Source organism: Helicobacter pylori, assembly GCF_003637685.1.
Lineage (GTDB): Bacteria > Campylobacterota > Campylobacteria > Campylobacterales > Helicobacteraceae > Helicobacter > Helicobacter pylori_CJ.
Genome location: NZ_MVWW01000003.1, coordinates 56,317 through 74,358, shown reverse-complemented (window position 1 = coordinate 74,358; position 18,042 = coordinate 56,317). Strand labels below are relative to the sequence as shown.

The window sequence follows — 18,042 nt, the reverse complement described above, 5'->3', positions numbered from 1 at the left end:
TCATGCGTTTTTTTATTTTATTTTTTATGGGTGCGTTTGGCGTTGGTTTTTCTCAAACTGAGTTGAGTTTAAAAGATTTAGAAAAAAAGCCCGCCGGGATCGTTAGGGATTATTATTTATGGCGTTATATTAGCGATAAAAAAACCACTTTAGAAAACGCTAAAAAAGCCTATGAATTGACTCAAAATAAAAATAACGCCCTACAAAAGGCCATGCAAGAAAAAGGCTCAGACAATGCAGAAAAAAGCCCTGATGTTAAATTGCCTGAAGATATTTATTGCAAACAAACGGCTTTAGAAAGCATGCTAGAAGAAATAGACACTTTCCAAAATAGCTGTATCGCTATCGCTTTAAAATCAAAAATCAAAGATTTTGATAAAATCCCCCTTCAAACCTTTAAACCTTTACAAGAAAAAATCAAAGAGGCTTACCCCGTTCTTTATGAAGAATTAGAAATCTTGCAAAGTAAGCATGTGAGCGCTTCTTTGTTTAAGGCTAATGCGCAAGTGTTTAGCGCGCTTTTCAATCATTTGAATTATGAAAAAAAGCTCCAAATTTTTGAAGAGCATATCCCTATTAAAGAGTTAAACCGCCTTTTAGATGAAGATTACCCGGCGTTTAACCGCTTGATCTATCAAGTCATCTTAGATCCTAAATTGGATCATTTTAAAGACGCCCTCACTAAAAGCAACGCTACCCACAGCAACGCGCAAACCTTTTTTATTCTAGGTATTAATGAAATCTTGCACAAAAAACCCTCTAAAGCGCTCAAGTATTTTGAACGATCAGAAGCGGTTGTTAAAGACGATGATTTTTCAAAAGACAGAGCGATTTTTTGGCAGTATTTAGTCTCCAAAAAGAAAAAAACTTTGGAACGCCTTTCACAAAGCCCAGCTTTAAACCTCTATAGTCTTTATGCGAGCCGAAAACTCAAAACCACGCCCAGTTATCGCATCATTTCTCATATCCAAAATTTAAGCCAAGAAGATCCTCCTTTTAACACTTACGATCCTTTTTCGTGGCAAATTTTTAAGGAAAAAACCTTGAGTTTGAAAGGTGAAGACGCGTTTAACACGATGCTAAAAAGCCTGTATTACGAAAAAAGCGCTCCTGAATTGACCTATCTTTTAAGCCAACGCAATAAAGACAATACTTATTATTACTTATCCCCTTATGAGGGCATTATTGAGTGGCAAAGCGTGGATGAAAGGGCGATGGCGTATGCGATCGCTAGACAAGAAAGTTTCTTGCTCCCGGCTTTAATCTCTCGCTCCTTTGCTCTAGGGCTTATGCAAATCATGCCCTTTAATGTAGGGCCTTTCGCTAAAAGCCTTGGCATGGATAATATTGATTTAAACGACATGTTTAACCCCAATATCGCCCTCAAATTTGGGAATTATTACTTGAACCATTTGAAAAAAGAATTCAACCACCCCCTTTTTGTCGCCTACGCTTATAACGCTGGGCCTGGGTTTTTAAGGAGGTGGTTAGAAAGCTCCAAACGATTCAAAGAAAAAAATCATTTTGAGCCATGGCTTAGCATGGAGCTTATGCCTTATAGCGAGACTCGCATGTATGGCTTTAGAGTCATGCTCAATTACTTGATTTATCAAGAAATTTTTGGGAATTTCATCCCTATTGATGCGTTTTTAGAACAAACTCTTAACTCAAAGGACAAACCATGATTAAAAAATGCCTTTTTCCTGCCGCTGGCTATGGCACGCGCTTTTTGCCGATCACTAAAACCATTCCTAAAGAAATGCTGCCCATTGTGGATAAGCCTTTAATCCAATACGCTGTGGAAGAAGCGATGGAAGCGGGCTGTGAAGTGATGGCGATCGTTACGGGTAGGAATAAACGAAGTTTAGAAGATTATTTTGACACGAGCTATGAAATAGAGCATCAAATCCAAGGCACTAACAAAGAAAACGCCCTAAAAAGCATTCGTAACATTATAGAAAAATGCTGTTTTTCCTATGTGCGTCAAAAGCAAATGAAAGGCTTAGGGCATGCGATTTTAACCGGGGAAGCCCTCATAGGCAATGAGCCTTTTGCGGTGATTTTAGCCGATGACTTGTGCATAAGCCATGATCACCCTAGTGTGTTAAAGCAAATGACTTCATTGTATCAAAAATACCAATGCTCCATTGTAGCCATTGAAGAAGTGGCGTTAGAAGAAGTTTCAAAATACGGCGTGATCAGGGGCGAATTGTTAGAAGAGGGGGTGTATGAGATTAAAGACATGGTAGAAAAACCAAGCCAAGAAGACGCCCCAAGCAACCTAGCCGTGATAGGGCGCTACATTCTGACTCCGGATATTTTTGATATTTTGCGTGAGACTAAACCGGGTAAAAACAATGAAATCCAAATCACAGACGCTTTACTCACTCAAGCCAAAAGAAAGCGCATCATCGCTTACCAATTCAAAGGCAAACGATACGATTGCGGGAGCGTGGAAGGCTATATTGAAGCGAGTAACGCTTATTATAAAAAACGCTTATAAATCTTATCAACATGGGCAATTTGACTTATTACGCTTACATGTATTTGATCCTCTTTGTATGCTTGCTGCCTGTGTTATTGGTGGGGCTTGTTTGGAGGCTTACTCGCCCCCCCTTAAAGCAAAATATTCCTAATAAAAGCCTCTCTTTAGAAAATTTAAACGAACAAATCAAAAACCTTAAAAGTGCACCAGCTTTAGAAAAACTGAAAAACGACTTCAATGAGCGTTTTAAAATTTGCCCCAAAGATAAAGAAACTCTGTGGTTAGAAACGATCCAAAAATTAGTCGCTTCAGAATTTTTTGAATTAGAAGACGCTATTAATTTTGGGCAAGAATTAGAAAACGCTAACCCTAATTACCAACAAAAAATCGCTAACGCTACCGGCTTAGCCCTTAAGAATAAAAAAGAAAAAGGATAGAATTGGATTTTTTAGAGATTGTAGGACAAGTCCCTTTAAAAGGAGAGGTAGAAATTTCAGGGGCGAAAAATTCCGCGCTCCCCATTTTAGCCGCCACGCTTTTAAGCCGCCAAGAAGTCAAAATCAAATCCTTGCCCCAAGTGGTGGATATAAAGGCGATGGCGTTATTGTTGCAAAATTTAGGCGCAGAATTAGAATGGCTTAACCCCCACACGCTCCAACTCAGCGCTAAATCCCTGCACCACACCGAAGCCACTTACGATTTGGTGCGTAAAATGCGCGCTTCCATTTTGGTGTTAGGCCCTTTATTAGCACGCTTTAAAGAATGCTTAGTGAGTTTGCCCGGTGGGTGCGCTATAGGAGCTAGACCTGTGGATTTGCACCTAAAAGCGATGCAACAATTAGGGGCTGAAATCAAAATTGAGCAAGGCTATATCCATGCAAAAGCCCCTAAAGGCTTGAAAGGGAATGACATTTTATTTGATAAAATCAGCGTTACAGGCACAGAAAACGCCCTCATGGCAGCAAGTTTAGCTAAAGGGATCACGCGCATCATTAACGCCGCTAAAGAGCCAGAAATCGCTCAATTGTGCGCGTTTTTACAGAGTGGGGGGGTAGAAATTGAGGGCGTTGGCAGCAGCGAGTTAAAGATTAGGGGGGTAGAAAGCGACGCTTTAAATTTAAAAGACATTCAAATCATACCCGATAGGATTGAAGCAGGCACTTATTTGTGCGTGGGGGCTATCACTAACAGCCAGCTTAAAATCAATCGTATCATTCCTAATCATCTTCAAGTGATTACGGATAAGCTTATAGAAATTGGTTTTTCGCTAGACATTCAAGAAAATTCTATAGAAATTTATCCGGCTAAAAAACGCCAAGCCTTTGAAATCACCACGAAAGAATACCCAGGCTTTCCCACAGACATGCAAGCGCAATTCATGGCGCTAGCCACGCAGTGTTTGGGGACGAGCGTGATTGAAGAAACGCTTTTTGAAAACCGCTTCATGCATGCAAGCGAATTGCAACGCTTGGGGGCTAATATCAGTCTAAAAACCAATATCGCTACCATTAGCGGATCCACAGAGCTTACCGGGAGCGATGTGATGGCGACCGATTTAAGGGCCTCTTCGGCTCTCATTTTAGCCGCTTTAGTGGCTAAGGGTGTGAGTAGGGTGCATAGGATTTACCACTTGGATAGGGGTTATGAGAGATTGGAGGATAAAATCAACGCCTTAGGGGCAAAAGTTGCACGCTTAAAAGAAAAATAGCTCAAGATTTGGTTACAATAGCTAGAATATTTTTCAATTATTACACAAGGAGCTTTTATGCGTATTGAGCATGATTTCATTGGGCAAATGGAAATTAGCGATGAAGTTTATTATGGGATTCAGACTTTAAGAGCGAGTGAAAATTTTTTCATCACCAACGACAAGCTTTGCAGTTATCCTGTTTTTATCAAATCTTTCGCGCAAGTCAAAAAAGCGGCTGCTTTAGCGAACGCGCAATTAGGCCTGATTGATGAAAAGCTTAAAATTGCCATTTGCCATGCGTGCGATTTGTTGATTGATGGTAAATACCACGATCAATTCGTTGTGGATATGATTCAAGGGGGGGCTGGCACAAGCACGAACATGAACATGAATGAAGTCATTGCTAATTTGGCTTTAGAATACATGGGGCATCAAAAGAGCGAGTATCAATTTTGCCACCCAAACGACCATGTCAACCGCTCTCAATCCACTAATGACGCCTATCCTAGTGCGTTAAAAATTGCGATTTATGAGCGCTTGAGTAATTTAGTCAATCCTATGAAAGCTTTAAGGGACGCTTTCGCTCAAAAAGCTAAGGAATTCGCTCATGTGATTAAAATGGGGCGCACCCAGCTTCAAGACGCTGTGCCTATGACTTTAGGCCAAGAATTTGAAACTTATGCGTTGATGGTTGATAGGGATATTGAGCAGGTTTTAGACGCTAGGAATTGGGTGAGAGAGCTTAATTTAGGCGGCACGGCCATTGGCACAGGGATCAATTCGCACCCAGATTATCGCAGTTTGATTGAAAAGAAAATTCAAGAAGTAACGGGTCGCCCCTTTGTCATGGCTAACAACTTGATAGAAGCCACTCAAAGCACCGGGGCATATGTGCAAGTGAGCGGGGTGTTAAAGCGTATTGCGGTGAAACTTTCTAAGGTTTGTAACGATTTGAGACTACTCAGTTCAGGCCCTAGAGCCGGGTTGAATGAAATCAATTTGCCTAAAATGCAACCGGGTAGCTCTATTATGCCCGGTAAAGTCAATCCGGTAATCCCTGAAGTGGTCAATCAGGTGTGCTTTGCGGTGATTGGGAACGATTTGAGCGTGGCGTTAGCCGCAGAAGGAGGGCAATTGCAACTCAATGTGTTTGAGCCGGTTATCGCTTACAAGCTTTTCCATTCCTTTGTGATTTTAGGGCGCGCGATTGAAACTTTGACGACTAAATGCGTGGAAGGCATCACGGCTAATGAAAAGATTTGCCACGATTATGTCTTTAATAGCATTGGCATTGTTACCGCGCTAAATCCGCATATCGGCTATGAAAAATCCGCTATGATCGCTAAAGAAGCCTTAAAAAGCGATCGTTCTATCTATGACATCGCTTTAGAAAAGAAAATCCTAACTAAAGAGCAACTGGACGATATTTTCAAGCCAGAAAACATGCTAAGCCCTCACGCTTTCAAAAAGCATAAAGACTGAACGCTTTGCAACTTTCATGCCTTCAAACTTTACGCTCCCTTTATATGGAGCGTCTTTTGGGCGAAACTTACACGAATATTAATCTTACCAAACCCCAAAATAAACCCCTTAACAAACAAGTTCATGAGGGTATAGAAAATTGCAATTTGTGCAAACGCCATCAACATTCAAAACCGGTGATCGGGCTTTTTAACCCCACTTCCAAGCTCACTTTCATCACGCTAACCCCTATGTTGGATAGCCAATTACATTTCTTAAACAATTTAAAAGCAGCCATGTTAGAGAGCATTATCCAAAAGGTTTTTAATTACCCCTTAAAAGATTGCAGTATTTTATCGCTCCTTAAATGCGACTCTAACAGCCTCAATTTAGACGAAGAAATCAACGCATGCCTGCCTCATTTAACATGGCAATTAGACAACAGCGCTTCAAAAGTCATTATCGTATTTGGCGAGATTTTTCCCAAACGCCTTTTAAACCTTTCTAAAGAAGAGTCCTTTGGGCGCATCGTGTCTTTAAAAACCAAACATTTTTTAAGCACCCATGCTTTAGAGGACATGCTCAAAAACCCCACGCTCAAAAAAGAAGCGTTAGCGCATTTTAAAATAGCGCTCCAATTCCTCAATCAGTCTTAAAATGCGCCTTATTTTTTGATCAACTTTCTTACAGCACGCAACAAAGGCAAGGTTTTTTGATAAGCTTTGCGATAGATTTTAAAAGTGGTGTTTTGAGAGAGTTCTAATAAAGGCGAGGCGTTTTGTAAAAGGCGCTCATAATTAACCCTCAAATCATCATAATTAACCCTCAAATCATCATAATTAACCCTCAAATCATCATAATTAACCCTCAAATCATCATAATTAACCCTCAAATCATCATAATTAACCCTCAAATCATCAATAGATATTAAAGGCTCATGCAAATCACGATAGAGAGTGAAAGGGTTATTATGATAAATCGTGTCGTTTTCTAAAATCGTTTTAAAAAAATCCAGGATTTTTTTAAAACTCAAATCTTGGTAAAAGTAAGCTTTCCCATCAAGGGTGTTTAAAGGGTTTTCATAGAGCATGTCTAAATAAGCGTTTGGGTGCGTGTGCAAGTATCTCACATAATCAATCGCTTCATCAAAATCTTTAAAATCATGCACATTCACAAAACTCTTAGGGTTAAAGTCTTTCGCCACGCTGGGACTCCCCCAATAAATAGGAATGGTATGGCTGAAATAAGCGTCAATGATTTTTTCAGTAACATAGCCATAGCCTTGAGTGTTTTCAAAACACAGATTGAATTTGTATTGGCTTAAAAACTCGTTTTTGTTTTTGACCTTATAGCCTAAAGTGTTTTTCACGCTCCCTCCCCCAGTAACTGGCTCAATAGAATTTAAAGCGTCATAGAAAGCGTTTCTTTTAGGAGCGTTAGGGTTGCTTGCGACAAAACTTGCAAACCCTCTTTTCAAAGGATCGCTCTCATTATTCACTACTGCGCATAAATGGGGGTGTTTTTCTTTAAAATGATGGGAGGGTTTTTTTAAGGTATAAAGGCTGTTGTCTTTGAGTTTGTAGGGTGAAGTGGTGTCATTCACGCTCTCGGCCTTATGGTGTAGTCTATCATAATACAAAGGCATTCTCAAATAACGATTGTTAAAATCCAATTCATCAAATCCTATGGCGTAATCAAAGAGGTTGAAATTAGGGACTTCATTTTCACCGGTGTAAAACACTCTTTTAGTGTTTTTGTAGGATAGGATTTTTCTGGCTGATCCAATAGGACTGCCAAAGACGAGATCTGAAAATTCGTTAGGGTTTTGGTGGAGGGTGATTTTGTAGCGTTGGCTTAAGATGGAATACAAGATAAATTTTTTTCTAAACCCTTTGGTTTCTTTTTTATCCAAAGGCCACCAATTGGCTAGGGCTATATTTAATGGGGGCTTATGGGTTGTCTCTTCTATTTGGGTGCTGTCTATATAAGCGTCTAATAGGGGCTGAAACATTCTTATCCTTTTAAAGGAGTATTTTACAAAAAAATTTTTTTAAATCAAAGGCTTGATTAGGGCTAAGTTAGGCTCATTGATGCAATGCGTGGCGTGCTGTTTTAAAACCTCTTTAGCGTTGAAAGCGATTTTAATATGGGCATGTTTGAACATGCTCAAGTCATTAGCTCCATCGCCCACGACTAAAGTGCGATCTTTACTGATATTCAATAAGCGTTGCAAGGCGAGAAGCATTTCGCCCTTAGAATGTGAAAACATCATATGCCCGGTAACCAAGCCGTTTAAGGCGTTATTTTCCACGATCAGCGTGTTACTGAAAGCCGCATCTAAATTTAATAAATCCCTGTAATGATTGGTCGCTAGATCAAAGCCCCCACTAAAGCAAACCACCTTGTAATTTTTCTCTTTTAAGGCGCTAATGAGATCAAACGCCCCCTCAAACAAAGGCAGACTTTCACAAACTTCTTTGGCTAGTTTTAAGGGCATGTTTTTGAGTTTGGACACCCTTAAAATAAGACTCTTGTGAAAATCTGTCTCGCCATTCATGGCTTGCGAAGTGATTGTTTTCACTTCATCAAACACCCCCCACGCCCTCGCTAAAGACTCAATCGTCTCAGCATTGACTAGCGTGGAGTCAAAATCAAAAACGGCTAGTTTTTGCACCCAATACCCTAAAATTAAGATTTCCTGCTTTTAGCGATCCCTTTGACATACTGATCAGCCAAATACAAGCCATGGTTTTCATTACCAATCAACTCAATTTTATCCAAAATATCCTTGAAAAGCACTTCTTCTTCATGCTGTTCAGCCACATACCATTGCAAGAAATTGAAAGTCGCATGATCTTTGCTTTTTATGGCGTGATCGACGATATTATTAATGGACTCGCTGATGTGTTGCTCATGTTCATAGGCTTTTTGGAAAATTTGAGTCAAACTTTCAAACTTATGCTCAGGCGCACTGATACTGGTCAATTGCACAGGCACATTGTTTTCATTCAAGAAAACGATAAGCTTTTTAGCATGCTCGTATTCTTCAGCCGCATGATCAAACAAGAAAAGCCCCGAGCCATCTAAGCTATGGGTATAGCACCAAGAACTCATGCTCATATACAAGTTGGAAGAGTTCATTTCCTTATTCACTTGTTCGTTTAGCAACTTAATGATGTCTTTTGATAACATAGTATCTCCTTTGTGTTGGTTTAAGTTGTCCCATAATTATAGCATAAATGATAATGAAAAAGTAAACAAGAGTATGAAAATTTTTAAAAACTTATAAAAATGAGAAAGAACGCCAGCTAATGGCTTGATAAAGCTTAGATTTTATCATAAAAGTGCTTTTAATGAGAATTAGGTCAAAAAAAGGGGGCTGGTATCAATAGGGGGTTAAAAGGGGATATTTTTATATAATATAAAAAGCATTCTTCAATCTAAAAATGCTACAATGTTTATCTTTAAAATGAAAGGCAATTTAACCATGGACTTTTTAAAAAAAGTATTAGACAATCAAGTTACTGAAAGTAAAGAATTAGTGAAGCTTTATGATTATGATTTATACACGCTAGGGGAAGCAGCGGATCACATGCGCCAAAACATGCACCAAAAAATCGTGTATTTTAATGTCAATAGGCATTTAAACCCTAGCAATATTTGTGCGGACGCTTGCAAATTTTGCGCTTTCTCAGCCCACAGAAAAAACCCTAACCCTTATGAAATGAGCTTAGAAGAAATCCTAGAAAAGGTTAAAAACTCCTACAACAAGGGGATTAAAGAAGTCCATATCGTGAGCGCTCATAACCCTAATTACTCTTATGAATGGTATTTAAAGGTGTTTGAAACCATCAAACAAGAAATGCCTAACTTACACCTAAAAGCCATGACCGCTGCAGAAGTGCATTTTTTAAGCACTAAATTCAACAAACCTTTTGAATTGGTGTTAGAAGACATGCTCAAAGCCGGGGTGGATTCCATGCCGGGTGGGGGGGCGGAGATTTTTGATGAAGAAATCAGGCGTAAAATCTGTAGTGGTAAGGTGGGATCTTCTCGGTGGTTAGAAATCCATGCTTATTGGCACAAATTAGGCAAAATGAGTAACGCTACCATGCTGTTTGGGCATATTGAAGATAAAATCCATCGCATCGATCACATGTTAAGAATTAAAAAAATTCAAAGCCCTAAAAATAAAGTGGACAATAAAGAAGGGGGCTTTAACGCTTTTATCCCCTTGTTGTATCAAAAAGAAAACAATTATTTGAAAGTGGAAAAATCCCCTAGCGCGATAGAAATCTTAAAAACCATCGCTATATCCCGCATTCTTTTAAACAATATCCCCCACATTAAAGCTTATTGGGCGACTTTGGGCTTGAATTTGGCTTTAGTGGCTCAAGAATTTGGCGCTAACGATTTAGACGGCACGATAGAAATAGAGAGCATTCAAAGTGCGGCTGGCGCAAAGAGCCGGCATGGTTTAGAAAAAGAAGATTTGGTATTTAAAATCAAGGACGCTGGTTTTGTTGCGGTAGAAAGGGATAGTTTGTATAATTTTATACAGAAATTTTAATAATTTTTAGCGTTTTTAAGAATGATTAGTTATAATAATGCTACTAACAACACTCAAGCTAAAATCTATTAAGGAAATCAGTATTAAAAAATTTATTCTATCTTCTCTTGTTTTCGCATGTATGAATACCAGCGTTGAAGCTTTAGAAAATGACGGCTCTAAACCAAACGATTTGACTCCTCCAAAAGAAGCCGAAGCTCCAAAAAATGAAGCTCCAAACGAAACTTCTCAATCCAATCAAACGCCTAAAGAAATGAAAGTCAAATCCATTTCGTATATCGGGCTTTCTTACATGTCTGACATGCTCGCTAATGAGATTGTAAAGATTCGTGTGGGCGATATTGTGGATTCTAAAAAAATAGACACTGCTGTTTTGGCTTTGTTCAATCAAGGGTATTTTAAAGACGTTTATGCCACTTTTGAAGGCGGCATATTAGAGTTTCATTTTGATGAAAAAGCCAGGATTGCCGGAGTAGAAATCAAGGGTTATGGGACTGAAAAGGAAAAAGACGGCTTAAAATCCCAAATGGGGATCAAAAAGGGCGACACCTTTGATGAGCAAAAATTAGAGCATGCTAAAACGGCTTTAAAAACGGCTTTAGAGGGGCAGGGCTATTATGGGAGCGTGGTGGAGGTGCGCACAGAAAAGGTCAGTGAGGGCGCGTTATTGATCGTGTTTGATGTGAATAGGGGGGATAGTATTTATATCAAACAATCCATTTATGAGGGAAGCGATAAATTAAAACGCCGTGTGATTGAATCTTTGAGCGCGAACAAACAGCGCGATTTCATGGGCTGGATGTGGGGCTTGAATGACGGGAAATTGCGCTTAGATCAATTAGAATACGATTCTATGCGTATCCAAGATGTGTATATGCGTAGGGGTTATTTGGACGCTCATATTTCTTCGCCTTTTTTGAAAACGGATTTTTCTACCCATGACGCTAAGCTTCATTATAAAGTCAAAGAGGGGATCCAATACAGGATTTCAGATATTTTAATAGAGATTGACAACCCGGTAGTCCCCTTAAAAACCTTAGAAAAAGCCCTTAAAGTGAAAAGAAAAGATGTCTTTAATATTGAGCATTTGAGAGCGGATGCACAAATTTTAAAAACCGAAATTGCCGATAGGGGTTATGCGTTTGCGGTGGTGAAGCCAGACTTGGATAAAGATGAAAAAAACGGGCTTGTGAAAGTCATTTATCGTATTGAAGTGGGCGATATGGTGCATATCAATGATGTCATCATTTCAGGGAATCAGCGTACGAGCGATAGGATCATTAGGAGGGAATTGTTACTAGGGCCTAAGGATAAATACAACTTGACCAAATTGAGAAATTCTGAAAATTCTTTAAGGCGTTTAGGGTTCTTCTCTAAAGTCAAAATTGAAGAAAAAAGGGTCAATAGCTCGCTTATGGATTTATTAGTGAGCGTAGAAGAGGGGCGCACCGGGCAGTTGCAATTTGGGTTAGGCTATGGCTCTTATGGAGGGCTTATGCTTAATGGGAGCGTGAGCGAAAGGAATCTTTTTGGGACCGGGCAAAGCATGAGCTTGTATGCTAACATCGCTACAGGGGGGGGTAGATCTTATCCGGGCATGCCAAAAGGAGCGGGGCGTATGTTTGCCGGGAATTTGAGCTTGACTAATCCAAGGATTTTTGACAGCTGGTATAGCTCTACGATCAATCTTTATGCGGATTATAGGATAAGCTATCAATACATCCAACAAGGCGGAGGCTTTGGGGTGAATGTCGGGCGCATGCTGGGTAACAGAACCCATGTGAGCTTAGGGTATAACTTGAATGTTACCAAACTCCTTGGTTTCAGCAGCCCTTTATACAACCGCTACTATTCCTCTGTTAATGAAGTGGTCTCTCCAAGGCAATGTTCTACCCCCGCATCAGTGATTATCAACCGCTTATCAGGCGGTAAAACTCCCTTACAACCTGAAAGCTGTTCTAGTCCTGGAGCGATCACCACTTCACCAGAAATAAGAGGTATTTGGGATAGGGATTACCATACGCCTATCACCAGCTCTTTCACTCTTGATGTGAGCTATGACAACACCGACGATTATTATTTCCCTAGAAATGGGGTTATCTTTAATTCCTATGCGACAATGTCTGGCTTGCCAAGCTCTGGCACGCTCAATTCGTGGAACGGGTTAGGCGGGAATGTCCGTAACACCAAAGTTTATGGTAAATTCGCCGCTTACCACCATTTGCAAAAATATTTATTGATAGATTTGATCGCTCGCTTTAAAACGCAAGGGGGTTATATCTTTAGGTATAACACCGATGATTACTTGCCCTTAAACTCCACTTTCTACATGGGGGGCGTAACCACGGTGAGAGGCTTTAGGAACGGATCGGTTACGCCTAAAGATGAGTTTGGCTTGTGGCTTGGAGGCGATGGGATTTTCACCGCTTCTACTGAATTGAGCTATGGGGTGTTAAAAGCGGCTAAAATGCGCTTAGCGTGGTTTTTTGACTTTGGTTTCTTAACCTTTAAAACCCCAACTAGGGGGAGTTTCTTCTATAACGCTCCCTTCACGACGGCGAATTTTAAAGATTATGGCGTGATAGGGGCTGGGTTTGAAAGAGCGACTTGGAGGGCTTCTACAGGCTTACAGATTGAATGGATTTCGCCCATGGGGCCTTTGGTGTTGATTTTCCCTATAGCGTTTTTCAACCAATGGGGCGATGGCAATGGCAAGAAATGTAAAGGGCTATGCTTCAACCCTAACATGGACGATTACACGCAACATTTTGAATTTTCTATGGGGACAAGGTTTTAAAATGCGCATTAACAGAGAAGAAATTTTGGATTTAATGAAAAACGCGCCCTTGAAAGAATTAGGGCAAAGGGCTTTGAGAGTGAAGCAACGCTTGCACCCTGAAAACTTGACGACTTTTATTGTGGATAGGAATATCAATTACACCAATATTTGTTTTGTTGATTGCAAGTTTTGCGCGTTCAAACGCACCTTAAAAGAAAAAGACGCCTATGTGTTGAGCTATGAAGAAATTGATCAAAAGATTGAAGAATTGCTCGCTATTGGCGGCACGCAGATCCTTTTTCAAGGGGGGGTGCACCCGCAGCTCAAAATAGATTATTATGAGAATCTAGTCAGCCATATCGCTCAAAAATTCCCCACCATTACCATTCATGGTTTTAGCGCGGTTGAGATTGATTACATTTCTAAAATCTCTAAATTGTCTTTAAAAGAAGTTTTAGAAAGGTTGAAAAACGCCGGTTTAAGCTCCATTCCAGGAGCGGGAGCAGAAATACTAAGCGATAGGGTGCGCGATGTCATTGCTCCTAAAAAATTGAGCAGCGATCGGTGGATTGAAGTGCATAGAATGGCGCATCTTTGCGGGATTAAAAGCACGGCTACCATGATGTTTGGGAGCGTGGATAATGAAGAAGATGTAATAGAGCATTTACAAAGAGTGCGCGATTTGCAAGACGAAACCGGCGGCTTTAGGGCTTTTATTTTATGGAGTTTTCAGCCCAACAACACCCCCTTAAAAGAAGAAATCCCAAGCATTAAAAAAGCGAGTTCCAATCGGTATTTACGCTATTTGGCATGCAGTAGGATTTTTTTGGATAACATTCAAAACATACAAAGCTCATGGGTTACTCAAGGCTCTATGATAGGGCAGTTAGCCTTATTGTTTGGAGCGAATGACTTAGGGAGTGTGATGATGGAAGAAAATGTAGTGAAAGCGGCCGGAACGAGTTTTTGCATGAATGAAGCGGAAATGATAGAGCTTATTGAAGACATTGGGAGCGTGGCGGCTAAACGAAACACCGCCTATGAAATCTTAAAGCGTTATCCGGCAAAAGCAAAGGTATAAACAGCATGAAAAAAATTTTAATCATTTTATTATTAGGAGTTTTTATGGGGTTACAAGCGAGCGCTTTGACACACCAAGAAATCAATCAAGCTAAAGTCCCTGTGATTTATGAAGAAAACCATTTGTTGCCCATGGGGTTTATCCATTTAGCTTTTAGAGGGGGTGGGAGCTTAAGCGATAAAAACCAGTTGGGTTTGGCGAAATTATTCGCGCAAGTTTTAAACGAAGGCACTAAAGAGCTTGGTGCGGTGGGGTTTGCGCAACTTTTAGAGCAAAAAGCGATTAGTTTGAATGTGGATACCAGCGCAGAAGATTTGCAAATCACTTTAGAATTTTTAAAAGAATACGAAGATGAAGCCATAACGCGTTTAAAAGAGCTTTTAAAATCCCCTAACTTCACGCAAAACGCTTTAGAAAAAGTCAAAACCCAAATGTTGGCCGCGCTTTTACAAAAAGAAAGCGATTTTGATTATTTGGCTAAATTGACTTTAAAGCAAGAACTTTTTGCTAACACCCCTTTAGCTAACGCAGCCTTAGGCACTAAAGAGAGTCTCCAAAAAATCAAGCTAGAGGATTTGAAACAGCAATTTTCTAAGGTCTTTGAACTCAATAAACTCGTGGTGGTGCTTGGGGGCGATTTGAAAATCGATCAAACTCTTAAGCGTTTAGATAACGCTCTTAATTTCTTACCACAAGGTAAAGCGTATGAAGAGCCTTATTTTGAAGCGAGCGATAAAAAAAGCGAAAAAGTCCTCTATAAAGACACTGAACAGGCTTTCGTGTATTTTGGCGCACCCTTTAAAATCAAGGATCTAAAACAGGATTTAGCGAAATCTAAAGTCATGATGTTTGTGCTTGGTGGGGGGTTTGGCTCTCGTTTAATGGAAAAAATCAGGGTTCAAGAGGGCTTAGCTTATAGCGTGTATATCCGCTCTAATTTTTCTAAAGTGGCGCATTTTGCTAGCGGGTATTTGCAAACCAAGCTCAGCACTCAAGCTAAAAGCGTTGCCTTGGTTAAAAAAATTGTTAAGGAATTTATAGAAAAAGGCATGACGCAACAAGAATTAGACGACGCTAAAAAGTTTTTGCTAGGCTCTGAGCCTTTAAGGAATGAAACGATCTCTAGCCGCTTGAACACCACTTACAATTATTTTTATTTAGGTTTGCCTTTAAATTTCAACCAAACGCTCTTGGATCAAATCCAAAAAATGAGTTTGAAAGAGATCAATGATTTCATTAAAGCGCACACCGAAATCAACGACTTGACTTTTGCCATTGTGAGCAATAAAAAGAAGGACAAATAATGCCATTTGAAGCTGTAATCGGGCTAGAAGTCCATGTCCAACTCAACACCGAAACCAAAATCTTTTGCTCTTGCTCTACAAGCTTTGGAGAAACCCCCAATTCTAACACATGCCCTGTGTGTTTGGGCTTACCGGGAGCTTTGCCGGTATTGAATAAAGAAGTGGTTAAAAAAGCCATCCAATTAGGCACAGCCATTGAAGCCCATATCAACCAGTATTCCATTTTTGCGAGGAAAAATTATTTTTACCCTGATTTGCCTAAGGCTTATCAAATTTCGCAGTTTGAAGTCCCCATTGTGAGCGATGGGAAGTTAGAGATTGACACCAAAGAGGGCGCAAAAATCGTGCGTATTGAAAGAGCCCACATGGAAGAAGACGCCGGCAAAAATATCCATGAGGGCAGTTATTCTTTGGTGGATTTGAATCGCGCTTGCACCCCTTTATTAGAAATTGTCAGCAAGCCGGACATGAAAAATAGTGAAGAAGCCATAGCGTATTTGAAAAAGCTCCATGCTATCGTGCGTTTTATAGGGATTTCTGATGCGAACATGCAAGAGGGGAATTTCAGGTGCGATGCGAATGTGTCCATAAGGCCTAAAGGCGATGAAAAGCTTTACACGAGGGTGGAGATTAAAAATTTAAATAGCTTTAGATTTATCGCTAAAGCGATTGAATACGAGATAGAGCGCCAAAGCGCGGCGTGGGAAAATGGGCGTTATAATGAAGAGGTGGTTCAAGAAACGCGCCTTTTTGACACCGCCAAAGGGATCACCCTTTCTATGCGCAATAAAGAAGAATCAGCGGATTACCGCTATTTTAAAGATCCGGATTTGTATCCTGTTTTTATTGATGAGAAACTTTTAAAAGAAGCTCAAAAGATCAATGAATTGCCCAGTGCGAAAAAAACCCGCTACATGAAAGATTTTAACCTTAAAGAAGACGATGCGAATTTATTGGTGAGCGATCCTTTATTGGCGGAGTATTTTGAAAGCATGCTCAATCTTGGGGTTAAGGCTAAAACGAGCGTGACATGGCTTTGCGTGGAATTATTAGGGCGCTTGAAGGCTGAAATCACTTTAGAAAATTGTGGGATTAGCGCTCATGCGCTAGGCGCTTTAGCCAAACGCATTGATGAGGGCAAGATTTCGGGTAAGAGCGCTAAAGATGTGTTAGACAGGCTTTTAGAAGAGCATGGGGGCGATGTGGATACCCTTATTGAACAAATGGGCTTGTCTCAAGTCAATGACACGGAAGCGATTGTTAAAGTTATAGAAGAAGTGTTAAAAAACAACGCCGACAAGGTGCTTGAATACAAAAGCGGTAAGGACAAGCTTTTTGGGTTTTTTGTAGGGCAAGCGATGAAGAATCTAAAAGGGGCTAATCCTAGCGTGGTGAATGCTATTTTGAAAGAGAAATTGGATTGATGAGGAAAATTTTTTCTTATATTTCTAAGGTTCTATTATTTATTGGGGTGGTTTATGCAGAGCCTGATTCTAAAGTAGAAGCCTTAGAAGGGAGGAAGCAAGAGTCTTCTTTGGATAAAAAAATCCGCCAAGAATTGAAGAATAAGGATTTGAAGAATAAAGAAGAAAAGAAAAACACCGAAGAAAAGAAAACAACCAAAACCAGAGCAAAACCTAGAGCAGAAGTCCATCATGGGGATACCAAAAATCCTGCTCCAAAGATCACGCCTCCTAAAATCAAAGGGAGTGGTAAAGGAGTTCAAAATCAAGGCATGCAAAATCAAGGCGTTCAAAATAACGCGCCAAAACCTGAAGAAAAAGAAACAACCTCTCAAACTCTTGAAAAAAATAAAGGAGCAGGTCCTGGCTCGCAATTCAATTCTATTTTTGGGAATCCTAATGACGCTACCAACAACACCCTTGAAGATAAGGTCGTAGGGGGCATTTCATTGCTTGTTAATGGTTCGCCTATCACGCTGTATCAAATCCAAGAAGAGCAAGAAAAATCTAAAGTGAGTAAAGCTCAAGCTAGGGATCGTTTGATCGCTGAACGCATTAAAAACCAAGAAATTGAACGCTTAAAAATCCATGTAGATGATGACAAGCTAGACCAAGAAATGGCGATGATGGCGCAACAGCAAGGCATGGATTTGGACCATTTCAAACAAATGCTTATGGCTGAGGGGCATTATAAACTCTATAGAGATCAGCTTAAAGAGCATTTAGAAATGCAAGAATTGTTGCGTAATATTTTGCTCACCAATGTGGATACCAGCTCTGAAACCAAAATGCGCGAGTATTACAACAAACACAAGGAGCAATTCAGTATCCCCACAGAAGTAGAAACCGTGCGCTACACTTCCACCAATCAAGAAGATTTAGAAAGGGCTATGGCAGATCCTAACTTGGAAATTCCAGGGGTCACTAAGGCCAATGAAAAAATAGAGATGAAAACCTTAAACCCTCAAATCGCTCAAGTCTTTATTTCTCATGCTGAAGGTTCTTTTACGCCCGTTATGAATGGAGGTGGGGGGCAGTTCATCACCTTTTATATCAAAGAAAAAAAGGGTAAAAACGAAGTGAGCTTCAGCCAAGCCAAGCAATTCATCGCTCAAAAATTAGTAGAAGAGTCTAAAGATAAGATTTTAGAAGAGCATTTTGAAAAATTGCGCGTCAAGTCTAGGATTGTGATGATTAGAGAGTGATCTT

15 protein-coding genes are annotated in these 18,042 nt (G+C 40.1%); 12 read left to right on the top strand and 3 right to left on the bottom strand.

Annotated features, from left to right (window positions below; genetic code table 11):
• Positions 1–2: 2 nt before the first annotated feature.
• The 6 genes from EAL44_RS03355 to EAL44_RS03330 are packed head-to-tail and all read left to right on the top strand — an operon-like array spanning position 3 to position 6,292.
• Entirely contained in the window at positions 3–1,685 is a 1,683-nt protein-coding gene (locus EAL44_RS03355; RefSeq protein WP_121074677.1) for a lytic transglycosylase domain-containing protein, read from the top strand.
• Positions 1,682–2,503 carry a UTP--glucose-1-phosphate uridylyltransferase GalU gene (galU, locus tag EAL44_RS03350; RefSeq protein WP_000591474.1) on the top strand — a complete coding sequence of 274 codons (822 nt, stop codon included), beginning with the start codon at positions 1,682–1,684 and terminating at the stop codon, positions 2,501–2,503. The genes EAL44_RS03355 and galU overlap by 4 nt, the downstream gene beginning before the upstream one ends.
• 11 nt (positions 2,504–2,514) lie before the next feature.
• Positions 2,515–2,922, top strand: a complete 408-nt coding sequence (locus EAL44_RS03345) for a hypothetical protein (RefSeq protein ID WP_108510618.1) — start codon at positions 2,515–2,517, stop codon at positions 2,920–2,922.
• A 2-nt stretch (positions 2,923–2,924) separates the two neighbouring features.
• The gene (gene murA, locus EAL44_RS03340) at positions 2,925–4,193 is read left to right on the top strand and encodes a UDP-N-acetylglucosamine 1-carboxyvinyltransferase (protein ID WP_121074674.1); all 1,269 of its coding nucleotides are present in this window, start codon (positions 2,925–2,927) and stop codon (positions 4,191–4,193) included.
• 57 nt (positions 4,194–4,250) lie between these two features.
• Positions 4,251–5,657, top strand: a complete 1,407-nt coding sequence (gene aspA / locus EAL44_RS03335) for an aspartate ammonia-lyase (RefSeq protein WP_120934306.1) — start codon at positions 4,251–4,253, stop codon at positions 5,655–5,657.
• A 44-nt stretch (positions 5,658–5,701) separates the two neighbouring features.
• On the top strand, positions 5,702–6,292 hold the full coding sequence (locus EAL44_RS03330; protein ID WP_121074671.1) for a uracil-DNA glycosylase family protein: 591 nt from the start codon (positions 5,702–5,704) through the stop codon (positions 6,290–6,292).
• Between the two features lie 8 nt (positions 6,293–6,300).
• On the opposite strand, the gene EAL44_RS03325 is transcribed toward EAL44_RS03330, so the two are convergent.
• From EAL44_RS03325 to EAL44_RS03315, 3 genes are read right to left on the bottom strand one after another with little or no spacing between them, the layout of a single operon-like run.
• The gene (locus tag EAL44_RS03325; protein WP_121074668.1) at positions 6,301–7,647 is read right to left on the bottom strand and encodes a glycosyltransferase family 10 domain-containing protein; all 1,347 of its coding nucleotides are present in this window, start codon (positions 7,645–7,647) and stop codon (positions 6,301–6,303) included.
• A 39-nt stretch (positions 7,648–7,686) separates the two neighbouring features.
• Positions 7,687–8,310 (bottom strand): phosphoserine phosphatase SerB, encoded by a 624-nt coding sequence (gene serB, locus EAL44_RS03320; protein WP_121074666.1) that lies wholly within the window; start codon positions 8,308–8,310, stop codon positions 7,687–7,689.
• 14 nt (positions 8,311–8,324) lie between these two features.
• A complete protein-coding gene (locus tag EAL44_RS03315) occupies positions 8,325–8,828 on the bottom strand; it encodes a ferritin (protein WP_045005255.1) in 504 nt (167 codons plus the stop codon).
• Positions 8,829–9,123: 295 nt separating this feature from the next.
• Between EAL44_RS03315 and mqnE the strand changes: the two genes are divergently transcribed.
• From mqnE to EAL44_RS03285, 6 genes are read left to right on the top strand one after another with little or no spacing between them, the layout of a single operon-like run.
• Positions 9,124–10,206 carry an aminofutalosine synthase MqnE gene (gene mqnE, locus EAL44_RS03310; RefSeq protein WP_121074822.1) on the top strand — a complete coding sequence of 361 codons (1,083 nt, stop codon included), beginning with the start codon at positions 9,124–9,126 and terminating at the stop codon, positions 10,204–10,206.
• A gap of 37 nt (positions 10,207–10,243) precedes the next feature.
• Positions 10,244–13,003, top strand: coding sequence for an outer membrane protein assembly factor BamA (gene bamA, locus EAL44_RS03305; RefSeq protein WP_162970340.1), 2,760 nt, complete (start codon positions 10,244–10,246; stop codon positions 13,001–13,003).
• Between the two features lies 1 nt (position 13,004).
• Positions 13,005–14,066, top strand: a complete 1,062-nt coding sequence (locus EAL44_RS03300; RefSeq protein WP_001873862.1) for a dehypoxanthine futalosine cyclase — start codon at positions 13,005–13,007, stop codon at positions 14,064–14,066.
• 5 nt (positions 14,067–14,071) lie between these two features.
• Positions 14,072–15,370: a M16 family metallopeptidase gene (locus EAL44_RS03295; protein ID WP_121074663.1), complete on the top strand. Its 1,299-nt coding sequence runs from the start codon at positions 14,072–14,074 to the stop codon at positions 15,368–15,370.
• The gene (gatB, locus tag EAL44_RS03290; RefSeq protein WP_162970339.1) at positions 15,370–16,794 is read left to right on the top strand and encodes an Asp-tRNA(Asn)/Glu-tRNA(Gln) amidotransferase subunit GatB; all 1,425 of its coding nucleotides are present in this window, start codon (positions 15,370–15,372) and stop codon (positions 16,792–16,794) included. Before EAL44_RS03295 ends, gatB begins: the two co-directional genes overlap by 1 nt.
• A complete protein-coding gene (locus EAL44_RS03285; RefSeq protein ID WP_121074656.1) occupies positions 16,794–18,038 on the top strand; it encodes a peptidylprolyl isomerase in 1,245 nt (414 codons plus the stop codon). Before gatB ends, EAL44_RS03285 begins: the two co-directional genes overlap by 1 nt.
• Positions 18,039–18,042 lie beyond the last annotated feature (4 nt).